Source organism: Citrobacter sp. RHBSTW-00524, from assembly GCF_013747755.1.
GTDB classification, from domain to species: domain Bacteria; phylum Pseudomonadota; class Gammaproteobacteria; order Enterobacterales; family Enterobacteriaceae; genus Citrobacter; species Citrobacter braakii.
Genome location: NZ_CP056421.1, coordinates 3442828 through 3462867, shown reverse-complemented (window position 1 = coordinate 3462867; position 20040 = coordinate 3442828). Strand labels below are relative to the sequence as shown.

Annotated in this window: 17 protein-coding genes; 8 read left to right on the top strand and 9 right to left on the bottom strand. The window is 53.4% G+C overall.

Features of this window, described 5'->3' with window-relative positions:
• Positions 1–157 precede the first annotated feature (157 nt).
• Positions 158–673 (top strand): outer membrane protein OmpX, encoded by a 516-nt coding sequence (gene ompX, locus HV229_RS16800; protein WP_016152372.1) that lies wholly within the window; start codon positions 158–160, stop codon positions 671–673.
• A gap of 63 nt (positions 674–736) precedes the next feature.
• On the opposite strand, the gene HV229_RS16795 is transcribed toward ompX, so the two are convergent.
• Both HV229_RS16795 and mntS read right to left on the bottom strand, forming a co-directional pair.
• On the bottom strand, positions 737–2323 hold the full coding sequence (locus HV229_RS16795) for a phosphoethanolamine transferase (protein WP_016156070.1): 1587 nt from the start codon (positions 2321–2323) through the stop codon (positions 737–739).
• 276 nt (positions 2324–2599) lie between these two features.
• A complete protein-coding gene (gene mntS / locus HV229_RS16790) occupies positions 2600–2728 on the bottom strand; it encodes a manganase accumulation protein MntS (protein WP_046274644.1) in 129 nt (42 codons plus the stop codon).
• 186 nt (positions 2729–2914) lie between these two features.
• Between mntS and mntR the strand changes: the two genes are divergently transcribed.
• The gene (gene mntR / locus HV229_RS16785; RefSeq protein ID WP_003831586.1) at positions 2915–3388 is read left to right on the top strand and encodes a manganese-binding transcriptional regulator MntR; all 474 of its coding nucleotides are present in this window, start codon (positions 2915–2917) and stop codon (positions 3386–3388) included.
• Positions 3385–4494, top strand: coding sequence for an anion transporter (locus tag HV229_RS16780; protein ID WP_181545958.1), 1110 nt, complete (start codon positions 3385–3387; stop codon positions 4492–4494). Before mntR ends, HV229_RS16780 begins: the two co-directional genes overlap by 4 nt.
• Before the next feature lie 80 nt (positions 4495–4574).
• Here the strand turns inward: HV229_RS16780 and ldtB are convergent, their stop codons facing one another.
• Positions 4575–5495: a L,D-transpeptidase gene (gene ldtB / locus HV229_RS16775; protein ID WP_003035268.1), complete on the bottom strand. Its 921-nt coding sequence runs from the start codon at positions 5493–5495 to the stop codon at positions 4575–4577.
• A gap of 232 nt (positions 5496–5727) precedes the next feature.
• Between ldtB and HV229_RS16770 the strand changes: the two genes are divergently transcribed.
• Positions 5728–7320: an ABC-F family ATPase gene (locus HV229_RS16770; protein ID WP_016156073.1), complete on the top strand. Its 1593-nt coding sequence runs from the start codon at positions 5728–5730 to the stop codon at positions 7318–7320.
• Between the two features lie 143 nt (positions 7321–7463).
• On the opposite strand, the gene HV229_RS16765 is transcribed toward HV229_RS16770, so the two are convergent.
• The 4 genes from HV229_RS16765 to HV229_RS16750 all read right to left on the bottom strand — a co-directional run bounded on the left by HV229_RS16765 (position 7464) and on the right by HV229_RS16750 (position 13154).
• On the bottom strand, positions 7464–8726 hold the full coding sequence (locus HV229_RS16765) for a DUF1479 domain-containing protein (protein WP_131352007.1): 1263 nt from the start codon (positions 8724–8726) through the stop codon (positions 7464–7466).
• Positions 8727–8879: 153 nt separating this feature from the next.
• Positions 8880–9695, bottom strand: a complete 816-nt coding sequence (locus HV229_RS16760; RefSeq protein ID WP_016156075.1) for a Cof-type HAD-IIB family hydrolase — start codon at positions 9693–9695, stop codon at positions 8880–8882.
• 121 nt (positions 9696–9816) lie between these two features.
• Positions 9817–12249, bottom strand: a complete 2433-nt coding sequence (locus tag HV229_RS16755; protein ID WP_181545956.1) for a glycyl radical protein — start codon at positions 12247–12249, stop codon at positions 9817–9819.
• A gap of 5 nt (positions 12250–12254) precedes the next feature.
• Positions 12255–13154 (bottom strand): glycyl-radical enzyme activating protein, encoded by a 900-nt coding sequence (locus tag HV229_RS16750; RefSeq protein WP_016152383.1) that lies wholly within the window; start codon positions 13152–13154, stop codon positions 12255–12257.
• Positions 13155–13286: 132 nt separating this feature from the next.
• On the opposite strand from HV229_RS16750, the gene fsa reads away from it, so the two are divergent.
• Entirely contained in the window at positions 13287–13949 is a 663-nt protein-coding gene (gene fsa / locus HV229_RS16745; RefSeq protein WP_019076360.1) for a fructose-6-phosphate aldolase, read from the top strand.
• Positions 13950–14068: 119 nt separating this feature from the next.
• Here the strand turns inward: fsa and moeB are convergent, their stop codons facing one another.
• Positions 14069–14818 carry a molybdopterin-synthase adenylyltransferase MoeB gene (gene moeB / locus HV229_RS16740; RefSeq protein ID WP_049282695.1) on the bottom strand — a complete coding sequence of 250 codons (750 nt, stop codon included), beginning with the start codon at positions 14816–14818 and terminating at the stop codon, positions 14069–14071.
• The gene (gene moeA / locus HV229_RS16735; RefSeq protein WP_019076362.1) at positions 14818–16053 is read right to left on the bottom strand and encodes a molybdopterin molybdotransferase MoeA; all 1236 of its coding nucleotides are present in this window, start codon (positions 16051–16053) and stop codon (positions 14818–14820) included. Before moeA ends, moeB begins: the two co-directional genes overlap by 1 nt.
• Before the next feature lie 176 nt (positions 16054–16229).
• On the opposite strand from moeA, the gene HV229_RS16730 reads away from it, so the two are divergent.
• The 3 genes from HV229_RS16730 to gsiA all read left to right on the top strand — a co-directional run bounded on the left by HV229_RS16730 (position 16230) and on the right by gsiA (position 20034).
• Positions 16230–17018, top strand: a complete 789-nt coding sequence (locus tag HV229_RS16730) for an aminoglycoside adenylyltransferase family protein (RefSeq protein ID WP_109017298.1) — start codon at positions 16230–16232, stop codon at positions 17016–17018.
• A 192-nt stretch (positions 17019–17210) separates the two neighbouring features.
• Positions 17211–18176, top strand: coding sequence for a beta-aspartyl-peptidase (iaaA, locus tag HV229_RS16725; RefSeq protein WP_016156081.1), 966 nt, complete (start codon positions 17211–17213; stop codon positions 18174–18176).
• Entirely contained in the window at positions 18163–20034 is a 1872-nt protein-coding gene (gene gsiA, locus HV229_RS16720) for a glutathione ABC transporter ATP-binding protein GsiA (RefSeq protein WP_049282698.1), read from the top strand. The genes iaaA and gsiA overlap by 14 nt, the downstream gene beginning before the upstream one ends.
• The last annotated feature ends 6 nt before the right edge of the window (positions 20035–20040 follow it).

The window sequence follows — 20040 nt, the reverse complement described above, 5'->3', positions numbered from 1 at the left end:
GGTTAGAAAAGTGATGTTAATTGAAAGAGATAGCGGGTTTATGAAACGTTCTGTTACATGAAAGACCCCGTTAGACATCGCGAATCGCAAAGAGTTTCCCATCAATTTTTGGTATATTTAAAACTTAGGATTTACTTGAAGCACATTTGAGGTGGTTATGAAAAAAATTGCATGTCTTTCAGCACTGGCCGCTGTTCTGGCTTTCTCCGCAGGTACTGCTGTAGCTGCGACTTCTACCGTTACCGGTGGTTACGCTCAGAGCGATGCTCAGGGCGCAGCGAACAAAATGAACGGTTTTAACCTGAAGTATCGCTACGAGCAGGACAGCAACCCGCTGGGTGTAATCGGTTCCTTCACTTACACTGAAAAAGATCGTACCGATGCGTCTGGCGACTACAACAAAACCCAGTACTACGGCATCACTGCTGGCCCGGCTTACCGTCTGAACGACTGGGCAAGCATCTACGGTGTAGTGGGTGTTGGCTACGGTAAATTCCAGAACGCAGCATCCCCGGCTGATAACCACACCACCAGTGACTACGGTTTCTCTTACGGTGCTGGTCTGCAGTTCAACCCGATCGAAAACGTTGCTCTGGACTTCTCCTACGAGCAGAGCCGTATTCGTAGCGTTGACGTTGGCACCTGGATTGCTGGCGTGGGTTACCGCTTCTAATCACTTCGGTGATACAAAAAATCCGCCTCTCGGGGCGGATTTTTTTTGTGCGCAATTCAGAGATTAACGAGATTTGGTCTCAAAGATGTCGGTACCCAGATGGTTGTAGTCCACCTTCTGCAATTTGAAGTTGGTGATGTACACCGGGCCAGCCTTTTTCTCTGAAATAAAGCGATAGCTGTTGGTGATTTCCTTCGCGCTTATCCCCGTCCACTGCGAGAAAAAGCTGAGGAAATCATTGGCGGAGCGACGGGCTTTAATCACCCGGTGCGCTTTATCATCGCTCGACAGCACCATAAATGGTACCTGGAAATTCTGCTGGAACTGATCGTCATGCGCCAGGTACTGCACCTCTTTCCCCCGCTCTTTAAACGCGAGGCCATGATCGGAGAAATAGACCATCGAGAAGCTGTTACCGCTGTTACGTAACTGATCGTAAAGCTGGCGCAGCAGGTCATCCGTCTGCGTCATGGTGTACAGATAGCAAGATGTCTCTTTCGACTGGACGAAAGTCTCGTATTTACCCTGCGTACGGTCGCAGGCCTGCGGATGCGAGCCCATTAAATGCAGCACGATAAGCTGTGGCTGAGTGCGCTCGGTTGCCAGCACCTGGGCGGTCATCTTCAACAACGCTTCGTCACGGGTATTTTTATCCGCTTCGAAATCACCACTTTTGAGGAACTGAACTTCATCAGCTCGCTTCGCAATGCTGGCGATGGCCGTATCGTATTCACCAATCTGTCCCTGATTGGAGAACCACCACGTCTGAAATCCCGCGCGGTTAGCCAGAGTGACAAAGTTATCCTGGAACTGGGGTTTATTGTCGACCACCCGATTTAACGTCAGGCCGAGTGATTTTTGGGTCGAACCGCTTGCCGCGATGTAATCCGCGAAGATGTAGCCGTTAACGGAACTGGCAAACGGGGTGTTATCCCAGTGACCACCAAAAGCGCCTAACGCATCGCGGCGGGCGCTTTCGCCGATGACCACCACGTAGGTATGATACTTCGGCTTCACCGCAGTCACCGTCCAGCTGTCTTTCACGCTCGCCAGCTTCGCCATACGCTCTTGTTCGTCGAGCACTTCGTTGTTATTAACGATAACGTCCTTGGCAAAGCGGAAAACCGGATAGCCGGTGTCTTTCAGCTTGAACACACCGCCCCAGGCCAGGTTTTGCACCGGGGTAACAAAGAACGCGACAACGCTGAACAGCAAACAAATGCTGTCGAACTTATTCCAGCTACGCTGCTGCACCTCTTTTTTACGGCGTACGGCGATAACACCGAGGGCGAAAATAAACACCCCAACCAGATAACTGTACCAGGGGAAGATGGTCAGGATTTCAGTAGACTCTTCCATATTGGTTGAATGCAGCGCCAGCAAGGTATTGAAGTTCGGCGAACCGTAAGCCTGGCCAAACGGGAAGTACATTGCCGCTACCAGCGAGCAAATGCCAATCAGCACTTTCTGCGCACGCGGCGCGCTGCGCCACAGCAGCATCAATATACAGGTGAAAGCAACGCTATAGAGCAGGCTAAGCGGATAGCCCAGCGCAAGGTTGATCAGCAGAGACTGTAAGAAATAGAGGCCAGTCCACGGACTAATCGCCCGGCTACGAGCAATGATTGAATCTTTGAGGGTTAAATTCATATGCCACTGTTACAAAAACGCCATGTGCTTACCCTGGCGCTAAGGGTCATTGCCTGCCTGAGAGTGCGAGAAGGGGGATAGGGTCCGCATCCGCGAGCCGCAATATATGCAGGGCTGCGAAAAGATAGAGTGTGTGCAAGAGAAGGTCAACTACTACTAAGAAATTGTTTTGCGAGGGGCGTGGCAAAACTGACAAAAAGAAGGGTTATTGGCACGAAAACGATCACCGTATCCGAGTTACGGCAGGAAAATGAAGCGGCGTACCGCGACGCCGCATTATTTATCTGCAGGTTTATCCTGCTCTGGTTTGCTGTTAATCATGTCGCACAGCATAGAGATCAGCATTAACCGTACTTTAAAGGGAGAGTGGCTAAACACGCGCATACACCTCTTAAATTCATTCATATAAACCTCCTGACTTCACGATCCCATCAGTCCTTGAGGGATGTCTTTATTATATACAGATATAGCACAGGCTATATTATATAGCTATTGCTAAAACGTTAATTTTTTGTGCCCACGCAACTCTGGTTTACAATGAGCGTTCTCTAATCAGATGCCGTTAACGCGTCACAGTAACGAGGAAGCAGAATGAGTCGTCGCGCAGGTATGCCAACAACAAAAAAAGTGACGCAATTGGTGAATGTCGAAGAACACGTTGAAGGATTTCGTCAGGTCCGGGAGGCACATCGCCGTGAGCTGATTGATGACTACGTAGAGCTGATTTCCGATCTCATTATTGAGGTGGGTGAAGCGCGCCAGGTAGATATGGCCGCACGGCTTGGGGTTTCCCAGCCGACGGTTGCTAAAATGCTAAAGCGTCTTGCTTCAGTTGGGTTGATTGAAATGATCCCCTGGCGGGGCGTTTTTTTAACCGCAGAAGGTGAACGACTGGCTCAGGAGAGTCGGGAGCGTCACCAGATTGTGGAGAATTTCCTGCTGATGTTAGGTATCAGCCCGGAAATTGCCCGTCGCGACGCGGAGGGAATGGAGCATCACGTCAGTAAGGAAACGCTGGAGGCTTTTAGCCGGTTTACGCAACAGCAAGGCACAGGCTCTGAATGAGTTTTCCTTTACTACGCGCCTTACAGCGCGATCGCTTTTTTCAGCTGTTAATCATCGTCGGGGTTGTACTGAGCCTGTTCGTGCCATTTACACCACGGTCGTGGCCGGGGGCGATAGACTGGCACACGATTATTACGCTTAGCGGCCTGATGTTACTGACCAAAGGCGTGGAGCTAAGCGGTTACTTCGATGTGTTAGGGCGCAAGATGATCCGGCGCTTCAACACTGAACGTCAATTGGCGATATTTATGGTGCTGGCGGCGGCGCTGCTGTCGACGTTTCTGACCAACGATGTTGCGCTGTTTATTGTTGTTCCGCTGACGATCACCCTGAAAAAATTGTGCGCCATTCCTGTAAATCGCCTGATTATCTTTGAGGCGCTGGCGGTAAACGCCGGTTCGTTGCTCACGCCAATAGGTAATCCGCAAAACATTCTGATGTGGGGACGCTCCGGCTTATCGTTTACCGCGTTTACCTGGCAGATGGCGCCGCTTGCGGGGACCATGATGCTGACGCTGGTGGTGCTGTGCTGGTTCAGTTTCCCGCATAAAGCATTGCATTATCATACCGGTACGCGTGCACCTGACTGGCAACCGCGCCTGGTGTGGAGCTGTCTGGGGCTGTATATCATTTTCCTGGCGGCACTGGAGCTAAAACAAGAGCTGTGGGGCCTGGCGATCGTCGCGGCAGGGTTCATGGTGCTGGCTCGCCGCGTGATCCTCAGCGTGGATTGGACGCTGCTGTTGGTGTTTATGGCGATGTTCATTGATGTGCACTTGCTGACGCAACTCCCGGCCTTGCAGGAGATTACCCACCAGATTGGCACGCTTTCAGCGCCGGGGCTTTGGTTGACGGCCATTGGCCTGTCGCAGTTTATCAGTAATGTTCCCAGCACGATTTTGCTGCTGAACTACGTCCCGCCAACGCTGCTGCTGGCCTGGGCGGTCAATGTGGGCGGTTTTGGGTTGTTGCCGGGATCGCTGGCGAATCTTATTGCTTTACGGATGGCAAACGATCGACGGATCTGGTGGCGTTTTCATTGGTATTCGGTGCCGATGCTGATATGGGCGGCGCTGGTAGGGTATGGTTTATTGCAGGTGATGTGAGGATTGTGCCCGATGTGGCTGGCGCTTATCGGGCCTACAGGTTAAGTAGGCCCGATAAGGCGAAAGGGCAGTTTTGATGCTTAGTTCAGACGAACCGGCATACCTGAACGGTTCTGTACCGCCTGCTCAACGACGGCCTGATCGACGTCAGACTGACCGGTGATGCTGGTAATGCTCTTGTTCAGCGTAATCGGTACGATTTCCCCGCCTTCGAACTGTGCTTCAGTGGTAGACAGTGGATTGTGTACCTCGATGTAACGGCTGCCGTCTGGTTCAGTCGTGGCTTTTACCGGCTCATCGATAAACTGTACGCGGGTGCCGACCGGCACATTTTCAAACAGGAATTTGATGTCGTCGTTACGCAGACGCACGCAACCGTGGCTGACGCGTAAGCCGACGCCGAAGTTAGCATTGGTGCCGTGGATGGCGTACAGGCGACCGATATACAGCGCGTACAGGCCCATCGGGTTATCCGGACCTGCCGGAACAACAGCTGGCAGCGGTTCGCCCGCAGCGCGGTATTCCGCATGCATTTTTGCCGTTGGCGTCCAGGTTGGGCCCGCTTTTTTACGTTCTACTTTGGTGGTCCAGTTGATTGGCGTGTCTTTGCCCAACTGGCCAATACCGATCGGCAGAACAATAACGGTGTTGGTGCCTTTCGGGTAGTAGTACAGACGCATTTCAGCGCTGTTAATAACAATACCTTCATGCACGGTATCCGGCAGGATCAATTGCTGAGGTATGTTCAGTACGGTGCCGCCCTTCGGCAGGAAGGTATCCACGCCCGGGTTGGCTTCCAGCATATTAGACAGACCCATCTGATACTCCGCCGCAAAATACTCCAGCGGTTGGGTGTTGCCTTCAGGAATAGTGATGACCTGGTTTTGGCCGATCAAACGGCTGCCATCGGTAGGCAGCGGGTACGTGACGGCAGAAGCGGTGTTACAAAAACCAACTATTGCGAGTGCCGCCGCGAAAAGCGTTGTTAATTTCATATTCATGTTCATGTATGCGAGATTCAGTGCCAGGCAGGCTAGTGGGTTGAGATTTATGTAGTGTTGGGCACGCATTATATGTGCAATCTGAGCAACAAGGAATTCGGATGTGTACTAAATCACATTTTTTTCCTTTTGCTTTCACTTTATCCCTTCAGCATCAAGGCGCGATCTTATTGCAGACTTATGGCATAATAAGCGGTTCGTCACATATTTCTTTCTCTTTCAGGATACGCCAGTGTTAGTTTCCAGCAACGTCACCATGCAGTTCGGCAGTAAGCCGCTGTTTGAAAATATTTCCGTCAAATTTGGCGGCGGCAACCGTTACGGCCTGATTGGCGCGAACGGTAGCGGTAAATCCACTTTTATGAAAATTCTCGGCGGCGACCTCGAACCGACGCTGGGCAACGTTTCCCTCGATCCGAACGAGCGTATTGGTAAGCTGCGTCAGGATCAGTTCGCCTTTGAAGAGTTCACCGTGCTTGACACCGTGATCATGGGTCACGGTGAACTGTGGGAAGTAAAGCAGGAGCGCGATCGCATTTACGCCCTGGCCGAAATGAGCGAAGAAGACGGCTATAAAGTTGCTGACCTTGAAGTTCAGTATGGCGAAATGGACGGCTACTCTGCGGAAGCGCGTGCGGGTGAATTGCTGCTGGGCGTAGGTATTCCGGTAGAACAGCATTATGGCCCGATGAGCGAAGTCGCCCCCGGCTGGAAGCTGCGTGTGCTTCTGGCACAGGCGCTGTTCTCTAACCCCGACATTCTGCTGCTCGACGAACCAACGAACAACCTGGATATCGACACCATCCGCTGGCTGGAGCAGACGCTGAACGAGCGTGACAGCACCATGATCATCATTTCGCACGACCGTCACTTCCTGAACATGGTCTGTACGCACATGGCTGATCTGGACTACGGCGAACTGCGTGTTTATCCGGGTAACTACGACGAATATATGACGGCGGCAACCCAGGCGCGTGAACGTCTGCTGGCCGATAACGCCAAGAAGAAAGCGCAGATTGCCGATCTGCAATCCTTCGTCAGCCGCTTTAGCGCCAACGCATCTAAATCTCGTCAGGCGACTTCTCGTGCGCGTCAGATTGATAAGATCAAGCTTGACGAAGTGAAGGCGTCCAGCCGTCAGAATCCGTTCATCCGCTTCGAACAGGATAAGAAACTGTTCCGTAACGCGCTTGAAGTGGAAGCGCTGACGAAAGGTTTTGATGAAGGTCCGTTGTTTAAAAACTTTAACCTGCTGCTGGAAGTCGGTGAGAAAATTGCCATTCTGGGTGCCAACGGCGTGGGTAAATCAACCATGCTGAAAACGCTGGTCGGCGAATTACAGCCGGATAACGGTACCGTGAAATGGTCTGAAAACGCCCAGGTTGGTTACTACGCGCAGGATCACGAGTACGAATTCGAAAACGATCTGACGGTCTTCGAGTGGATGAGTCAGTGGAAACAGGAAGGCGACGATGAGCAGGTAGTACGTAGCTTCCTTGGTCGCTTGCTGTTCAGCCAGGACGATATCAAGAAACCTGCTAAAGTGCTGTCCGGTGGTGAAAAAGGACGCATGCTGTTCGGTAAGCTGATGATGCAGAAACCGAATATCCTGGTAATGGATGAACCGACCAACCACCTGGATATGGAATCTATCGAATCGCTGAACATGGCGCTGGAAATGTACCAGGGCACGCTGATCTTCGTTTCTCACGACCGTGAGTTCGTCAGTTCGTTGGCAACCCGCGTGATTGAAATTACGCCGGAACGCGTAATCGACTTCACCGGTAACTACGAAGATTACCTGCGTAGCAAGGGCGTCGAATAATTTTCCCGTCGTCTTTCGTGTTACAGGTGTGTTGGCTGCACCTGTACACCCCGGTCACTTACTTGTGTAAGCTTGCGGGGATTTACAGGCTGGCCGCCTTCCTGTAACGCGAAATACTTAGGGAAACTTGTGTAAGTTACAAATTAAATAATCCCCAGCGCACGCTTGCCATGGATATTCAAATCATCCAGCGTGAAGCGTCCTTCCCAGTGAGTTTCATAATCCTCGCGTGGGAAATCACCCGGCGATACGCCTTTTTCCAGCGCGGCCTTCACTTTATGGGCGTAGGCCAGATTCTTTTCGCACATCGGTGCGGCAGGGATGTACATCACGTTGCCCCAACCCTGCTGATTTTCTACCGGCGCGACGGAGTGGATCACATCGCAATGCCACCAGACGGAGTCTCCGGCGTCCAGTTGCGGAATGCTGGTTAACGCTTCAATCAGCAGCGGATGCCATTGCGCAGAAATCGGCAGAACTCTGCCGGGTGCTACGCCGCAAAGTTCATCTTCCGGCACATCGTCAAGCAATGGACGTAACAGTACCCAGGCCATCGCTTCAGGGATAGGGACCACGTGCAACAACCCCTGACCTGGCAGCATATCAGAGAGAGCAGTCCAGCCCTGGAAGGTACGGAATACTGAACATTTGGTGGTGTTATCCACCGTGTACTCTTCTACTTCAGTGCGATGCGCGGCCTGCCACGGATCGTAGTCTTCCAGCTTGCCATTGAAAACATTAGCAAAGACCTGCTGATATGCCGGCAGAAGCCAGCGTTCCAGCGCACCGGAATCCGTATGCGCGCCCAGCCCTTTGGACGTTGTTCCCGGTGGACGACGGCGTATGCGGTCGGGGTAGATAACGCTGACATCCGGGTTAAACCATTGCTTACCTTCACCTGCAAATGTCCAAAGACGGTTGAGAAATGACTGCGCATTTGCCATTTCTTCACTCTGACGGGCCTGCATCTGCGCCTGGGACCAGTAGATGGGGTAGATTTCAGGTCGCGACGCGCTCAGGGTACCAAAGAAATTATCGCCCGGTCCTTGGTAAACGTCGTCAAAATGGTTGCGGTCCAGATAGTCCAGCATTGACCTATCCCAATCGAGGGCTTGTTCGCGAGAGAAATGGCCTTTAATGACCGCGCATCCGCGACGCTTAATTTCTTCACGCTGCTCAGTACTCACGCGACCCGCCTTGATATCCGCATAGGACAACACAGGCCATACCGGAGAGCCTTGCGCTTTGAGGTCGTTGATTTCCGCCACGCGATTGGCAATGGCCTCGCTCAACTGATTGAAAATCAACTGAACATCTCCAAGCTGTTCACGCAATTGCTTTTTCATCTGCCGGATTGCCGCTTTGTGATCGGTGGGCAACGTGTCGCTGGTAAAAGTAAAAGCCATATCCACCTCGCATTAACTTTCATTCGAAACTCATTAAGCTTACAGGTGATAATATAAGTTAAAATTTAGTTAACGCAAGTTTAAAATTTGATGGTGTGAGAAACATGAAAAAGCGTGGAAACCGGGGCAAGGGGATACCCCGGTTGGGCAGGATTAGCAATTAAAAGGGGAAGTGTTATCCAGCACCGCCTGAATCACGTTCAGCGCGCCCTGATGGTTATTGTCGTCGGTCTGATAGCGTGCAATCGATTTGATACTCTCTGCCGCGTTGGCCATGGCGAAAGAGTAGCGCGCCATTTTCAGCATTTCTGCGTCGTTGCCGCTATCGCCAATGGCGACCACGTTTTGCGGGGACAGGTTCCAGCGCTTTAGCAGACGGCTGATTCCGTTGGCTTTATGCAAACCTGGAATGATCAGGTCGATAAACCCAAAGCCGCTGGTGACGGGCTTCATTATACCGTCAAGGGCAGAATGAAGGTGATCGATCACTAATGGGATTTGTTGGTCCGGTAAATTCAGCGAGAACTTGAACAGCACATCATCGATGTCCTGATAATCCTTCACGGGTTTCAGGCGATGGTAGTGTTTTGACATCAATGCGACAAAGGACTCGGGGGCATTTTCGCTAACGTAGGCGCTTTGCAGGCCGCAAGCCACAAAGTTGAGATGCGTATCTTTGAGCAGTTCGCCAATGACAATGCGGGATTCGTGGCGGGTCAGCTCACCGTGAAACAGCTGTTTGCCATGTTCAAAGACTAACGCCCCGTTCTCGGCAACAAAAGAGATCTCATCTTTGAGTTCCGGGAAAAAGGAGATCAGTTGGTAATACTGATTGCCGCTGGCCACGACAAATTCAATATCCCGTTTTTTTAGTTCCTGATACTGCGCCATAAAACGTGCATGATCGTATTTTTTGGCGTCGTCGAGAAAAGTTCCGTCCATATCGGTGACGATAACTTTGATGGTCATACTTGCTCCTGGCTCATAACTGCGACCAGAAACATTTTAATAACAATGTGAGCTAAAGCACAAATTTATTTCATTCGAAAGAAGAATACCCGGCAAGCGAAATGCCGCCGGGTAAGGGGGATTACAGCATATGTTCAGTACGTGCGATGATATCGTCCTGCGCATCTGGAGACAGCGCGGTGAAGAAGGCCGAATAACCTGCTACACGGACCACCAGGTCACGATACTGATCCGGGTGCTTTTTGGCTTCCAGCAGCGTTTCACGGGAGACAATGTTGTACTGAATATGCCAGCCTTTGTGCTCTTCAAAGAAGGTACGCAGCAGGATCATCAGCTTTTGCTTATCGGATTCATTCTCCAGCGTGGCCGGGTTCAGCTTCTGGTTTAACAACACGCCGCCGAGGATTGAACCGGTCGGCAGTTTACCCACCGAGCCAATTACCGCTGTTGGGCCGAGATGGTCCGTTCCGGAAGCCGGGCTTGCGCCTTCTGCCAGCGGAGTGTGCGCCTTACGACCATCCGGTGTGGCCATCGTTGCCGCGCCAAACGGTACGTTTGCGGAGATCGATGAGGTACCCGCGTAGTAATTGCCGCCAACCGGGCCACGTCCGTAACGCGGATTATGATACTGTTTCAACTCATTGATATAGGTCTGATAAGCGCGGGCCAGCAGCGTATCAACGCTATCGTCATCGTTGCCGTATTTCGGTGCGCCGTTGATCAGCCGCTGGCGTAATTGTTCGTGGGTCAGACCGTCAAAATCGTCGGCCAGCGCGGCGGCCAGCTGTTGCTGACCGATAGCGCCTTGTTCAAAGACCAGTTTCTTCACCGCAGCCAGGCTGTTGCCGAGGTTGGCAATACCCACCTGCAAACCCGATACCCAGTCGTATTTCGCACCGCCTTGCTTAATGCTTTTCGCGCGTTCAATACAGTCATCTACCAGCGCAGAGCACAGAATATCGTGTACGTTCTCTTCCAGCATGGTGTCGACAACATACTCAATTTCGATAGATTTACGCGTGTAGTAGCGAATCTGCGCATCCCAGGCATCCATCACTTCGTCGAAATTGTTGAAGTTACCAGCCGAGAGCGCTTTTTCCTGTGGCAGAAATACTTTACCGCTGGTGGCATCGCGACCACCTTCCAGCGCTGCCAGCATCACGCGGGCAAAGTTAATAAAGCTCATACCGGTACAGCGGTAGCCCCATTTGCCGCCAACGGCGGTTTCGATGCAACCAATGGCCGCATAGTCATAGGCGTCCTGCGGTTCAATGCCAAGCTTAATGAATTCAGGTATGACGATTTCGTCGTTATTAAAGGCAGGCATCCCGAAGCCGCAGCGGATCACCTGTACACAGGCATCCAGGAAATCATTACTCATCCCTGCATGATAACGCACGCTCAGGTTTGGCTGAGTAGAACGCAGGCGGCCGCAGGATTCCAGAATGGCGTAGGAGAGCGGATTGACGGCATCCATTGCCTGACCGTTAACCAGGTTTTGGCCACCAATGGTCACGTTCTGATACAGCGGGCTACCCGCCGAGGCTTTCGAATGGGAGCCGGAGCGGATTTTGTTCACTTCCAGCAGTTTCAGCCAGCAGCTGTGCAGCAGCTCAATGGCGTGCTCACGATCGAGGCTTTGGTTCAGTTCTACGTCACGACGGTAGAACGGATAGAGGTACTGATCCATGCGACCAAACGACACTGAGTGACCATTTGATTCAATTTGCAGGATCAACTGGATGAAATAGCACAACTGCAGCGCCTGCCAGAACGTTTTTGGCGGCTCATGGGCGATCACATCGCAGTTGTCCGCCATGGTCAGCAGTTCATCACGACGACTGGCGCGAGTTTCCGTGGCCGCCATTTTACGTGCCAGCGCGGCAAAGCGCTCAATGTGCAGACTGACGGCCTCCAGCACGATATCAATCGCTTTCAGAAACTGATCGCCATGGAGGTCTTCCAGACAAGTCAGATTGATGCGGGAACGACGTTCATCAACTTTGTGGCGCAGGCCGTCGAGACCTTTTTCCAGCAGCAGCGGGAAGTTTACCGCCAGGTGTGCATCACCAGAGGTCATGTTACCTTCAGCTTTGATAATGCCGGTTTCCAGCAGCCCTTTCTGCTCGTCAGTAAACATCCCGTAGCAGCGATCCTGCACGGTCTGACCACGCCACCATGGACACACCTCGTGCAACACGCGTTTGTTCTCTTCGCTTACCGCAAAGCCCGCGCCCGGCCTGTCGGCGAGGTCATCGATCTCTTTTTCAATCCACGATACGGTGTATTCCGGGAAGATTGGCGCGGCACGCACTTCGCTTGCCTGGTTACCAATGATCAGTTCGTCATGCTTGATCCAGATGGTGCGTTCCGCCAGATGATGGGCCAGCGAAAGCGCGCGGCGAACCGGGATAGGTTTATCCAGATGCTGTTGATACATCTCGGTATAGTGCTGGGCGCGCTCGGTACAAACCGGCGGCTTCACGATGTGGATCAGGGCCGTTTTATGCGCTTTGATACGGTCGCTGAGTGTGTCCAGTTTCAGAGTGGTCATGGCGATTATCCTCGTAGGGTCGCGGTTAAACCTTTCAGGCTGGCGTACTGCTGGGCAAATTCGAGCAGCGCAGGCGCATCAAGCGGTTTATCCGGTGCGTTGTAGGGTTGACTGAGTAAGTGGTATTTGTTGATGCCCAGCGTGTGGTAGGGCAAAAAATGGATCTCATCGACGTGAAGCTCGTCGGCAGCAAAATCGGTAATGGCCTGAATAGCGGCTTCGTCAGCGTTGAACCCCTGAATCAGGGGGACGCGGATAACCATTTTTTTACCGGCGGCGGCCAGTTTTTTCAGATTTTCTAGTACGCGAGAGGCGCTGCCATCGGTCCACTGTTTAAACGGCGCGTCGGCGACATGTTTTAAATCGGCCAGGAACAGGTCGACGTCAGGTAATGACGGTTCAATATACTTCCACGGGACATGCAGACAGGTTTCAACCGCTGTATGAATACCTGCATCGTGGCTGGCTTTGAGCAGCGCTGCCGCCAGTTCTGGCTGCATAAAGGGTTCACCGCCAGACAGGGTGAGACCCCCGCCGCTGCGATCGTAAAACGGTTTATCACGCACTACGGTCGCCATGATGTCGTCCACGCTTTTTTCCTCTCCGCAGACGGTCAGCGCCTGGGTTGGACAGCAGTGGGTCAGCGCCGTGAGCGCATCATCGGTCAGTTTTTCGCGATGAATCAGCAATCCACTCAGCGCGCGTTCAATCACCTTCGGTGCGGCCTGAGCACAGAGATCGCAACCGTCGAGGCACAAACGCGCGTCATAGAGCAGATCCTGCGTGCGGGCGCGGCTTTCCGGATTCTGGCACCACCGACAGCCCAGAGAGCATCCCTTAAGGAACACTACAGTACGGATACCGGGACCATCATGTGTGGAATAGCGCTGGATATTGAAAATCATAAGCGGCCTCTCATCTTTCGTATAAAGATTAAATTACTTTCGAATGAAAGTTATATTGACGTACGTCAACTAACCGTGAGGTTTCGCCGTGCTACCTTTTATTCATGCTAATTATTCGTTTGAGGAAAGGTTATGGAACTCTATTTAGATACGTCTGACGTTGACGCGGTAAAAGCTCTGGCGCGGGTTTTTCCGCTGGCAGGGGTGACCACTAACCCAAGCATTGTGGCGGCAGGTAAGCAGACGCTGGACGTGTTACTGCCGCAACTGCAGGAAGCGATGGGAGGGCAAGGACGCCTGTTTGCTCAGGTAATGGCGACCACCGCCGAAGGCATGGTCAGCGATGCGCGTAAGCTGCGGGCAATCATTGCGGATATCGTGGTCAAAGTGCCGGTCACGGCAGAAGGTCTGACGGCCATTAAATTGCTGAAAGAAGAAGGGATCCCGACGTTGGGTACCGCGGTATACGGCGCTGCTCAAGGGCTATTAGCTGCGCTTGCGGGGGCCGAATACGTTGCGCCATACGTTAACCGTGTGGATGCGCAGGGGGGGGACGGCATTCAGACGGTGACCGATCTGCAGACCTTACTGAAAATGCATGCCCCGCACGCCAAAGTACTGGCCGCCAGTTTTAAAACGCCGCGTCAGGCGCTGGATTGCCTGCTGGCAGGCTGCGAGTCCATCACGCTGCCGCTGGATGTCGCTCAGCAGATGATTAGCTCTCCGGCCGTTGATGCTGCCGTAGCGAAGTTCGAGCACGACTGGCAGAGCGCATTTGGACGCACTTCTCTGTAAGTTTGTTTTGCCGGATGGCGGCTAACACCTTATCCGGCCTACACAATGCGCTGTTGTAGGCCTGATTGGAGGCATTAGCATCGCCCTCTGGCAATAGTGTGGTGCCGACGATTTCTCTGCTAACTCCCGCAGACCTCACAGGTGGGATTGCGCATCAGCTTCATTTCGCGAAACTGGCAGGTCATGGCGTCGTACATGACGATTTTTCCTGACGCCGGTTTACCGTAGTTAGCCAGCAGCTTAATGGCTTCCATCGCCTGTAACGAGCCGATCACGCCGATCAGCGGGGCCATCACTCCGGCCTCTACGCAGGTCAGGGCGTTTTCACCGAACAGACGGCTCAGGCAACGGTAGCAGGGCTCTCCTTCCTGGTAGGTAAATACGGTAATTTGTCCTTCCATGCGAATTGCCGCACCGGAAACCAGCGGAACCCTGGCGGCGAAGCATCCGGCATTCAACTGATTGCGGATGCTGACGTTATCCGTACAGTCCAGCACCAAATCGTGTTCGGTAATAAGCGTGTGAATCTCGCTCTCGTCCAGCAGCGCATTCACCGGTGTAATGGCGATATAAGGGTTAATCCGCGCCAGTGCGTCGCGGGCGGATAGCACTTTTGGCTGTCCAACGGTCGCATCGCTGTGCAGCGTCTGGCGCTGGAGGTTCGACACGGAGACCGTGTCAAAGTCGAGCAAGGTTAAATGCCCGACGCCAGCGCCTGCAAGGTACTGAGTTGCTGCACATCCCAGTCCCCCCACACCAACGACCAGTACCCGCGCCTCCTTGAGCGCTTCCTGACCTTCGAAATCGAAGCCGCGCAGAATGATTTGCCGGTTATAGCGCATCATCTCCTGGTCGCTGAGTTCTGCCATTACAGGCCTCCAAACAGTGCGTTAAACGGCTCGACCTCAACCCATTCGCCGGCTTCGACGTTACCGCGATCGCGCTCCAGCACGATAAAACAGTTACCCTGGCTAAAAGAGCTAAAAATATGCGAGCCCTGGTGCCCGGTAGTGGTGACTTCCAGTTCGCCTTCAGCGGTACGCTGCAATACACCGCGCTGAAAATCCAGACGGCCAGGTGTTTTCTTCAGGCGTGAAGCGGTGCGCACGCGCTGGCGAGGCGGTAGTCCACAGGCGGTGTTGCCGCTCAGTTTCGCCAGGAGCGGTTGTACCAGTTGATAGAAGGTGAGGGCCGCAGACACTGGATTACCCGGCAGACCGCAAAACCAGCTGTTGCTCAGTTTGCCAAACGCGAACGGTTTGCCCGGTTTGATAGCCAGCTTCCAGAAGGCAATTTCTCCCAGCTCTTCCAGAATAGTTTTAGTGTAATCCGCTTCGCCTACTGAAACGCCGCCGGAACTGATGACGACATCGGCCTGGCTGTCGGCTTCGATAAACGCGGCACGCAGCGCGTTGGGATCGTCGCGAATAATCCCCAGGTTGATCACTTCGCAGCCTAACTGTTGCAGCATCAGGTGAACGGTCAGACGGTTAGTGTCATAAATCTGCCCGTCTCCCAGCGGCTGACCTGGCAACTGCAGTTCATCACCGGTGGAGAACAGCGCCACGCGGACTTTGCGCACAACGGGAGCATCGGCAACACCGAGCGAAGCCAGAACGGGAAGCTCGGCGGTTGTCAGGCGAGTCCCGGCGGGAAACACCACCGCGCCGTTTGCAATATCTTCACCGCGCAGACGAATATTTTGCCCGCGGCGGACTTCGGCGGTAAAACGCACCCCGTCGTCAGTTTGTTCCGTTTGCTCCTGCATCACCACTGCTTCACAACCAGCAGGCACCGGGGCGCCGGTCATAATACGGATGCAGGTTCCCGCAGGCCACTCGCCATGGAAAGGCTGACCGGCAAAGGCTTTACCCGCCACAGCAAGCGGCTGATCAGATTGTAAATCGGCTAATCGTACCGCATAGCCATCCATTGCCGAGTTATCGAATCCCGGTACATCAATGGGGGAGACAACGTCGGTGGCCAGAATGCGGCCAAAGCATTGAACCAGCGGCAGCGTTTCGACGGCGGTGAGCGGGGTAATACGCGAAAGCATCTGAGAGAGAGCCGTTTCAAGCGGCATCAGTCCGGCGGTAAATTCCATGAGAAGACTCCTGCGGGGCAAAATCGAATCTGCTCATTATGTCAGAAAATGGACGCGGGCAGTATGCTACCTCAGGCTTAGAATCAGATCTGGTAAAGGTTTTGTGTCAGGGATAGCGCAGCAAGAAGAATGCAGTATAGACTCAATATTTCCGCTCATTTTTCCCTGGGGGCTAAATGGCTAATATTATTCCAGACGCAATTCGACGACAGGTGGAGGCCGCCAGTGCGTGCATCCGCCAGATTTTCGAGGGGAATCTCATTGCCCTTCATTTGTATGGCTCTGCGGTTGAAGGCGGCTTAAAACCCCAAAGCGACATTGATTTATTGGTCACCCTGCGTGAACCCATAAATGCCCGACAAAGAAAAAAACTGATGCAGGATTTGCTGACCATTTCAGCGCCTCCCGGCACCTCCGGGCCATATCGTGCGTTGGAAGTGACCGTTGTTCTGCACTCGCAGATCGTGCCGTGGCGATTTCCACCGGCGAGAGAAATGCAGTTTGGCGAATGGCTGCGTGATGATATTCGCGCTGGCGTGTTTGAACCGGCAATGGTGGATGCTGATCTTTCTATTCTGCTGACCCAGGCCCGGCGCGCCAGCGTACCGCTGTTCGGTGAACCGGCTGAGACGTTATTTAACGTCATTCCGTTTAGCGATGTATTGCAAACATTTCGGCATATCCTTGAGATGTGGCAGAAACCGGCTGATTTAGAGGGGGACGAGCGTAATATCATCCTTGCTCTGGCACGTATCTGGTATAGCGTGGTTACGGGTAATATTGTCGCTAAAGATGAGGCCGCATCCTGGCTTCTGCCGCAATTACCCGCTGAGCATGCTGATTTGCTGCAAGCGGCGCGTGCGGAATATCTGGGGTTAACCAAACATAACTGGGCAGCGTGTATGCCGTCTGTAGAACGCTTTGTGTTTTATGCAAAAAAACAGATTACCGATCGGCTTGAATAATTTAGCACCAATGTCGAGAGATCTCCTTTCCGTTAAACACATCTGAATGACCTGATGAGACGGGGTGTGAGGTGCGGGCCTTTACCTTTACATGACGTCTGCATCTTTCTATATTCAAAAATCGAATCAATAAGTCACCGAAATTCTGATATTTATAACCCCCCGGTACCCGCCACCTAATGGACGAATAAAATGGGTAAAGCAGTCATTGCAATTCACGGCGGCGCAGGGGCTATCACCCGCGCGCTACTGAGCCAGGAGCAAGAATTGCGTTATATACAGGCGCTGTCGGATATCGTTGAAACCGGCCAGCGGATGCTTGAAGACGGTCGTAGCGCACTGGATGTGGTCACCGAAGCCGTGCGTTTGTTGGAAGAGTGTCCGTTGTTTAATGCCGGAATTGGCGCGGTGTATACCCGTGATGAAACCCATGAACTGGACGCCTGTGTGATGGACGGTAATACGCTAAATGCGGGAGCCGTCGCCGGGGTTAGCCATCTGCGCAATCCAATTCTCGCGGCTCGCCTGGTGATGGAGCACAGCCCCCACGTCATGATGATAGGTGAAGGGGCTGAAAACTTTGCCATTGCGCAGGGTATGGAGCGCGTTTCGGCGGATATTTTCTCGACGCCAGAACGCTACGCTCAACTGCTGGCAGCGCAATCGGCGGGTGAAACGGTGCTGGATCATAGCGCGACCCCGCTGGATGAAAACAACAAAATGGGTACTGTGGGTGCGGTCGCGCTGGATATGTTTGGCAATCTGGCGGCGGCAACATCGACCGGCGGGATGACCAACAAATTACCGGGTCGGGTAGGTGACAGTCCGCTGGTCGGCGCTGGCTGCTATGCCAATAACGCAAGTGTGGCCGTTTCCTGCACCGGAACCGGTGAAGTCTTTATTCGTGCGCTGGCGGCGTATGACATTGCGGCGTTGATGGACTATGGCGGCCTGAGTTTATCGGAGGCGTGCGAACGCGTAGTAATGGAAAAATTACCGGCGCTCGGCGGTAGCGGCGGTTTAATTGCCGTCGATCACGAGGGCAACGTCGCCTTGCCGTTTAACAGCGAAGGCATGTACCGTGCCTGGGGATATGCAGGCGATACGCCAACCACCGGTATTTATCGGGAAAAAGGAGATACCGTTGCCACACAGTGATGAGCTTGACGCCAGCGACGTGCTGGCAGTCAGCAACCTGAACATTGTCTTTGAGCAGGAGCAGCAGCGCATCAGTGCGGTGCGTAATCTGTCATTTCGCCTGAAGCGTGGTGAAACGCTGGCGATAGTGGGCGAATCCGGTTCAGGAAAGTCGGTAACAGCCTTGTCGCTGATGCGTTTGATTGAACAGTCAGGCGGCGAGGTGAGCTGCGATGAAATGCTCCTTCGACGCCGTAACCGACAGGTTATTGAGCTGGGTGAACAGAGCGCGTCGCGGATGCGTCACGTGCGTGGCGCGGATATCGCCATGATCTTCCAGGAGCCCATGACATCGCTTAATCCGGTATTTACCGTGGGTGAGCAGATTGCTGAGTCAATCCGTTTGCATCAGGGGGCCAGCCACGAAGAGGCGATGGTGGAAGCGAAACGGATGCTCGACCAGGTGCGTATTCCTGAGGCGAAGGCTATTTTATCGCGTTATCCGCACCAGCTTTCTGGCGGCATGCGCCAGCGGGTAATGATCGCCATGGCGCTATCGTGTCGCCCTGCGGTTTTAATTGCCGATGAACCGACTACCGCGCTGGATGTCACTATTCAGGCACAGATCCTGCAACTGATAAAAGTGTTGCAGCAGGATATGTCGATGGGAGTGATCTTTATTACCCACGATATGGGCGTCGTAGCGGATATTGCCGATCGCGTGCTGGTGATGTATCAGGGCGAGGCGGTAGAAACCGGCAGCGTTGAGCAGATTTTTCACGCTCCCCAGCATCCTTACACCAAAGCGCTGCTGGCAGCCGTGCCGCAGCTTGGGGCGATGACTGGACAAGCGTACCCGCGCCGGTTTCCACTCATTTCGTTACACGATCCCAGCCATGTAGAACCACAGACTGAACAGGATACCGTGGTTGAAGGCGAGCCTATTTTGCAGGTACGTAATCTGGTGACGCGTTTTCCGCTGCGCAGCGGCATTCTTAATCGGGTGACCCGCGAGGTGCATGCGGTGGAAAACGTCAGCTTTGACCTGTGGCCCGGAGAGACGCTCTCGCTGGTGGGGGAGTCAGGCTGCGGGAAATCCACCACCGGTCGGGCGCTGCTACGTCTGGTCGAGTCTCAACGCGGGGAGATTGTTTTCAACGGACAGCGTATCGATACCCTGGCCGCCAGTAAGCTACAGCCGCTGCGTCGGGATATTCAATTTATCTTCCAGGACCCCTATGCTTCGCTCGATCCGCGTCAGACCGTGGGATATTCCATTTTAGAACCGCTGCGGGTGCATGGGCTACTGCAAGGCGATGCGGCGGCAAAACGGGTTGCATGGCTGCTGGAACGCGTAGGATTGCTCCCTGAGCATGCCTGGCGCTATCCGCATGAGTTTTCCGGTGGGCAGCGTCAGCGGATCTGTATTGCCCGGGCGCTGGCGCTCAATCCCAAGGTGATTATTGCCGATGAGTCAGTCTCGGCGCTGGATGTCTCAATTCGCGGGCAAATTATCAACCTGTTGCTCGACCTCCAACGAGAAATGGGGATTGCGTACCTGTTTATTTCCCACGATATGGCGGTGGTGGAGCGGATCAGTCATCGGGTGGCGGTGATGTACCTTGGGCAAATCGTCGAGATCGGCACCCGACGCGCGGTGTTTGAAAATCCGCAGCATCCGTACACCCGCAAACTGATGGCGGCAGTCCCGGTCGCCGATCCCTCACATCACCGGCCCCAGCGCGTGCTGTTGTCGGATGATATCCCCAGTAATATCCGCAAACGCGGTGAAGAGATTTCCCCCGTTTCACTCCAGCAAGTTGGCCCGGGGCATTATGTTGCGCGTCCGCAACCAGAAAATGCGCTTTCGCGTTTATAACAGGCA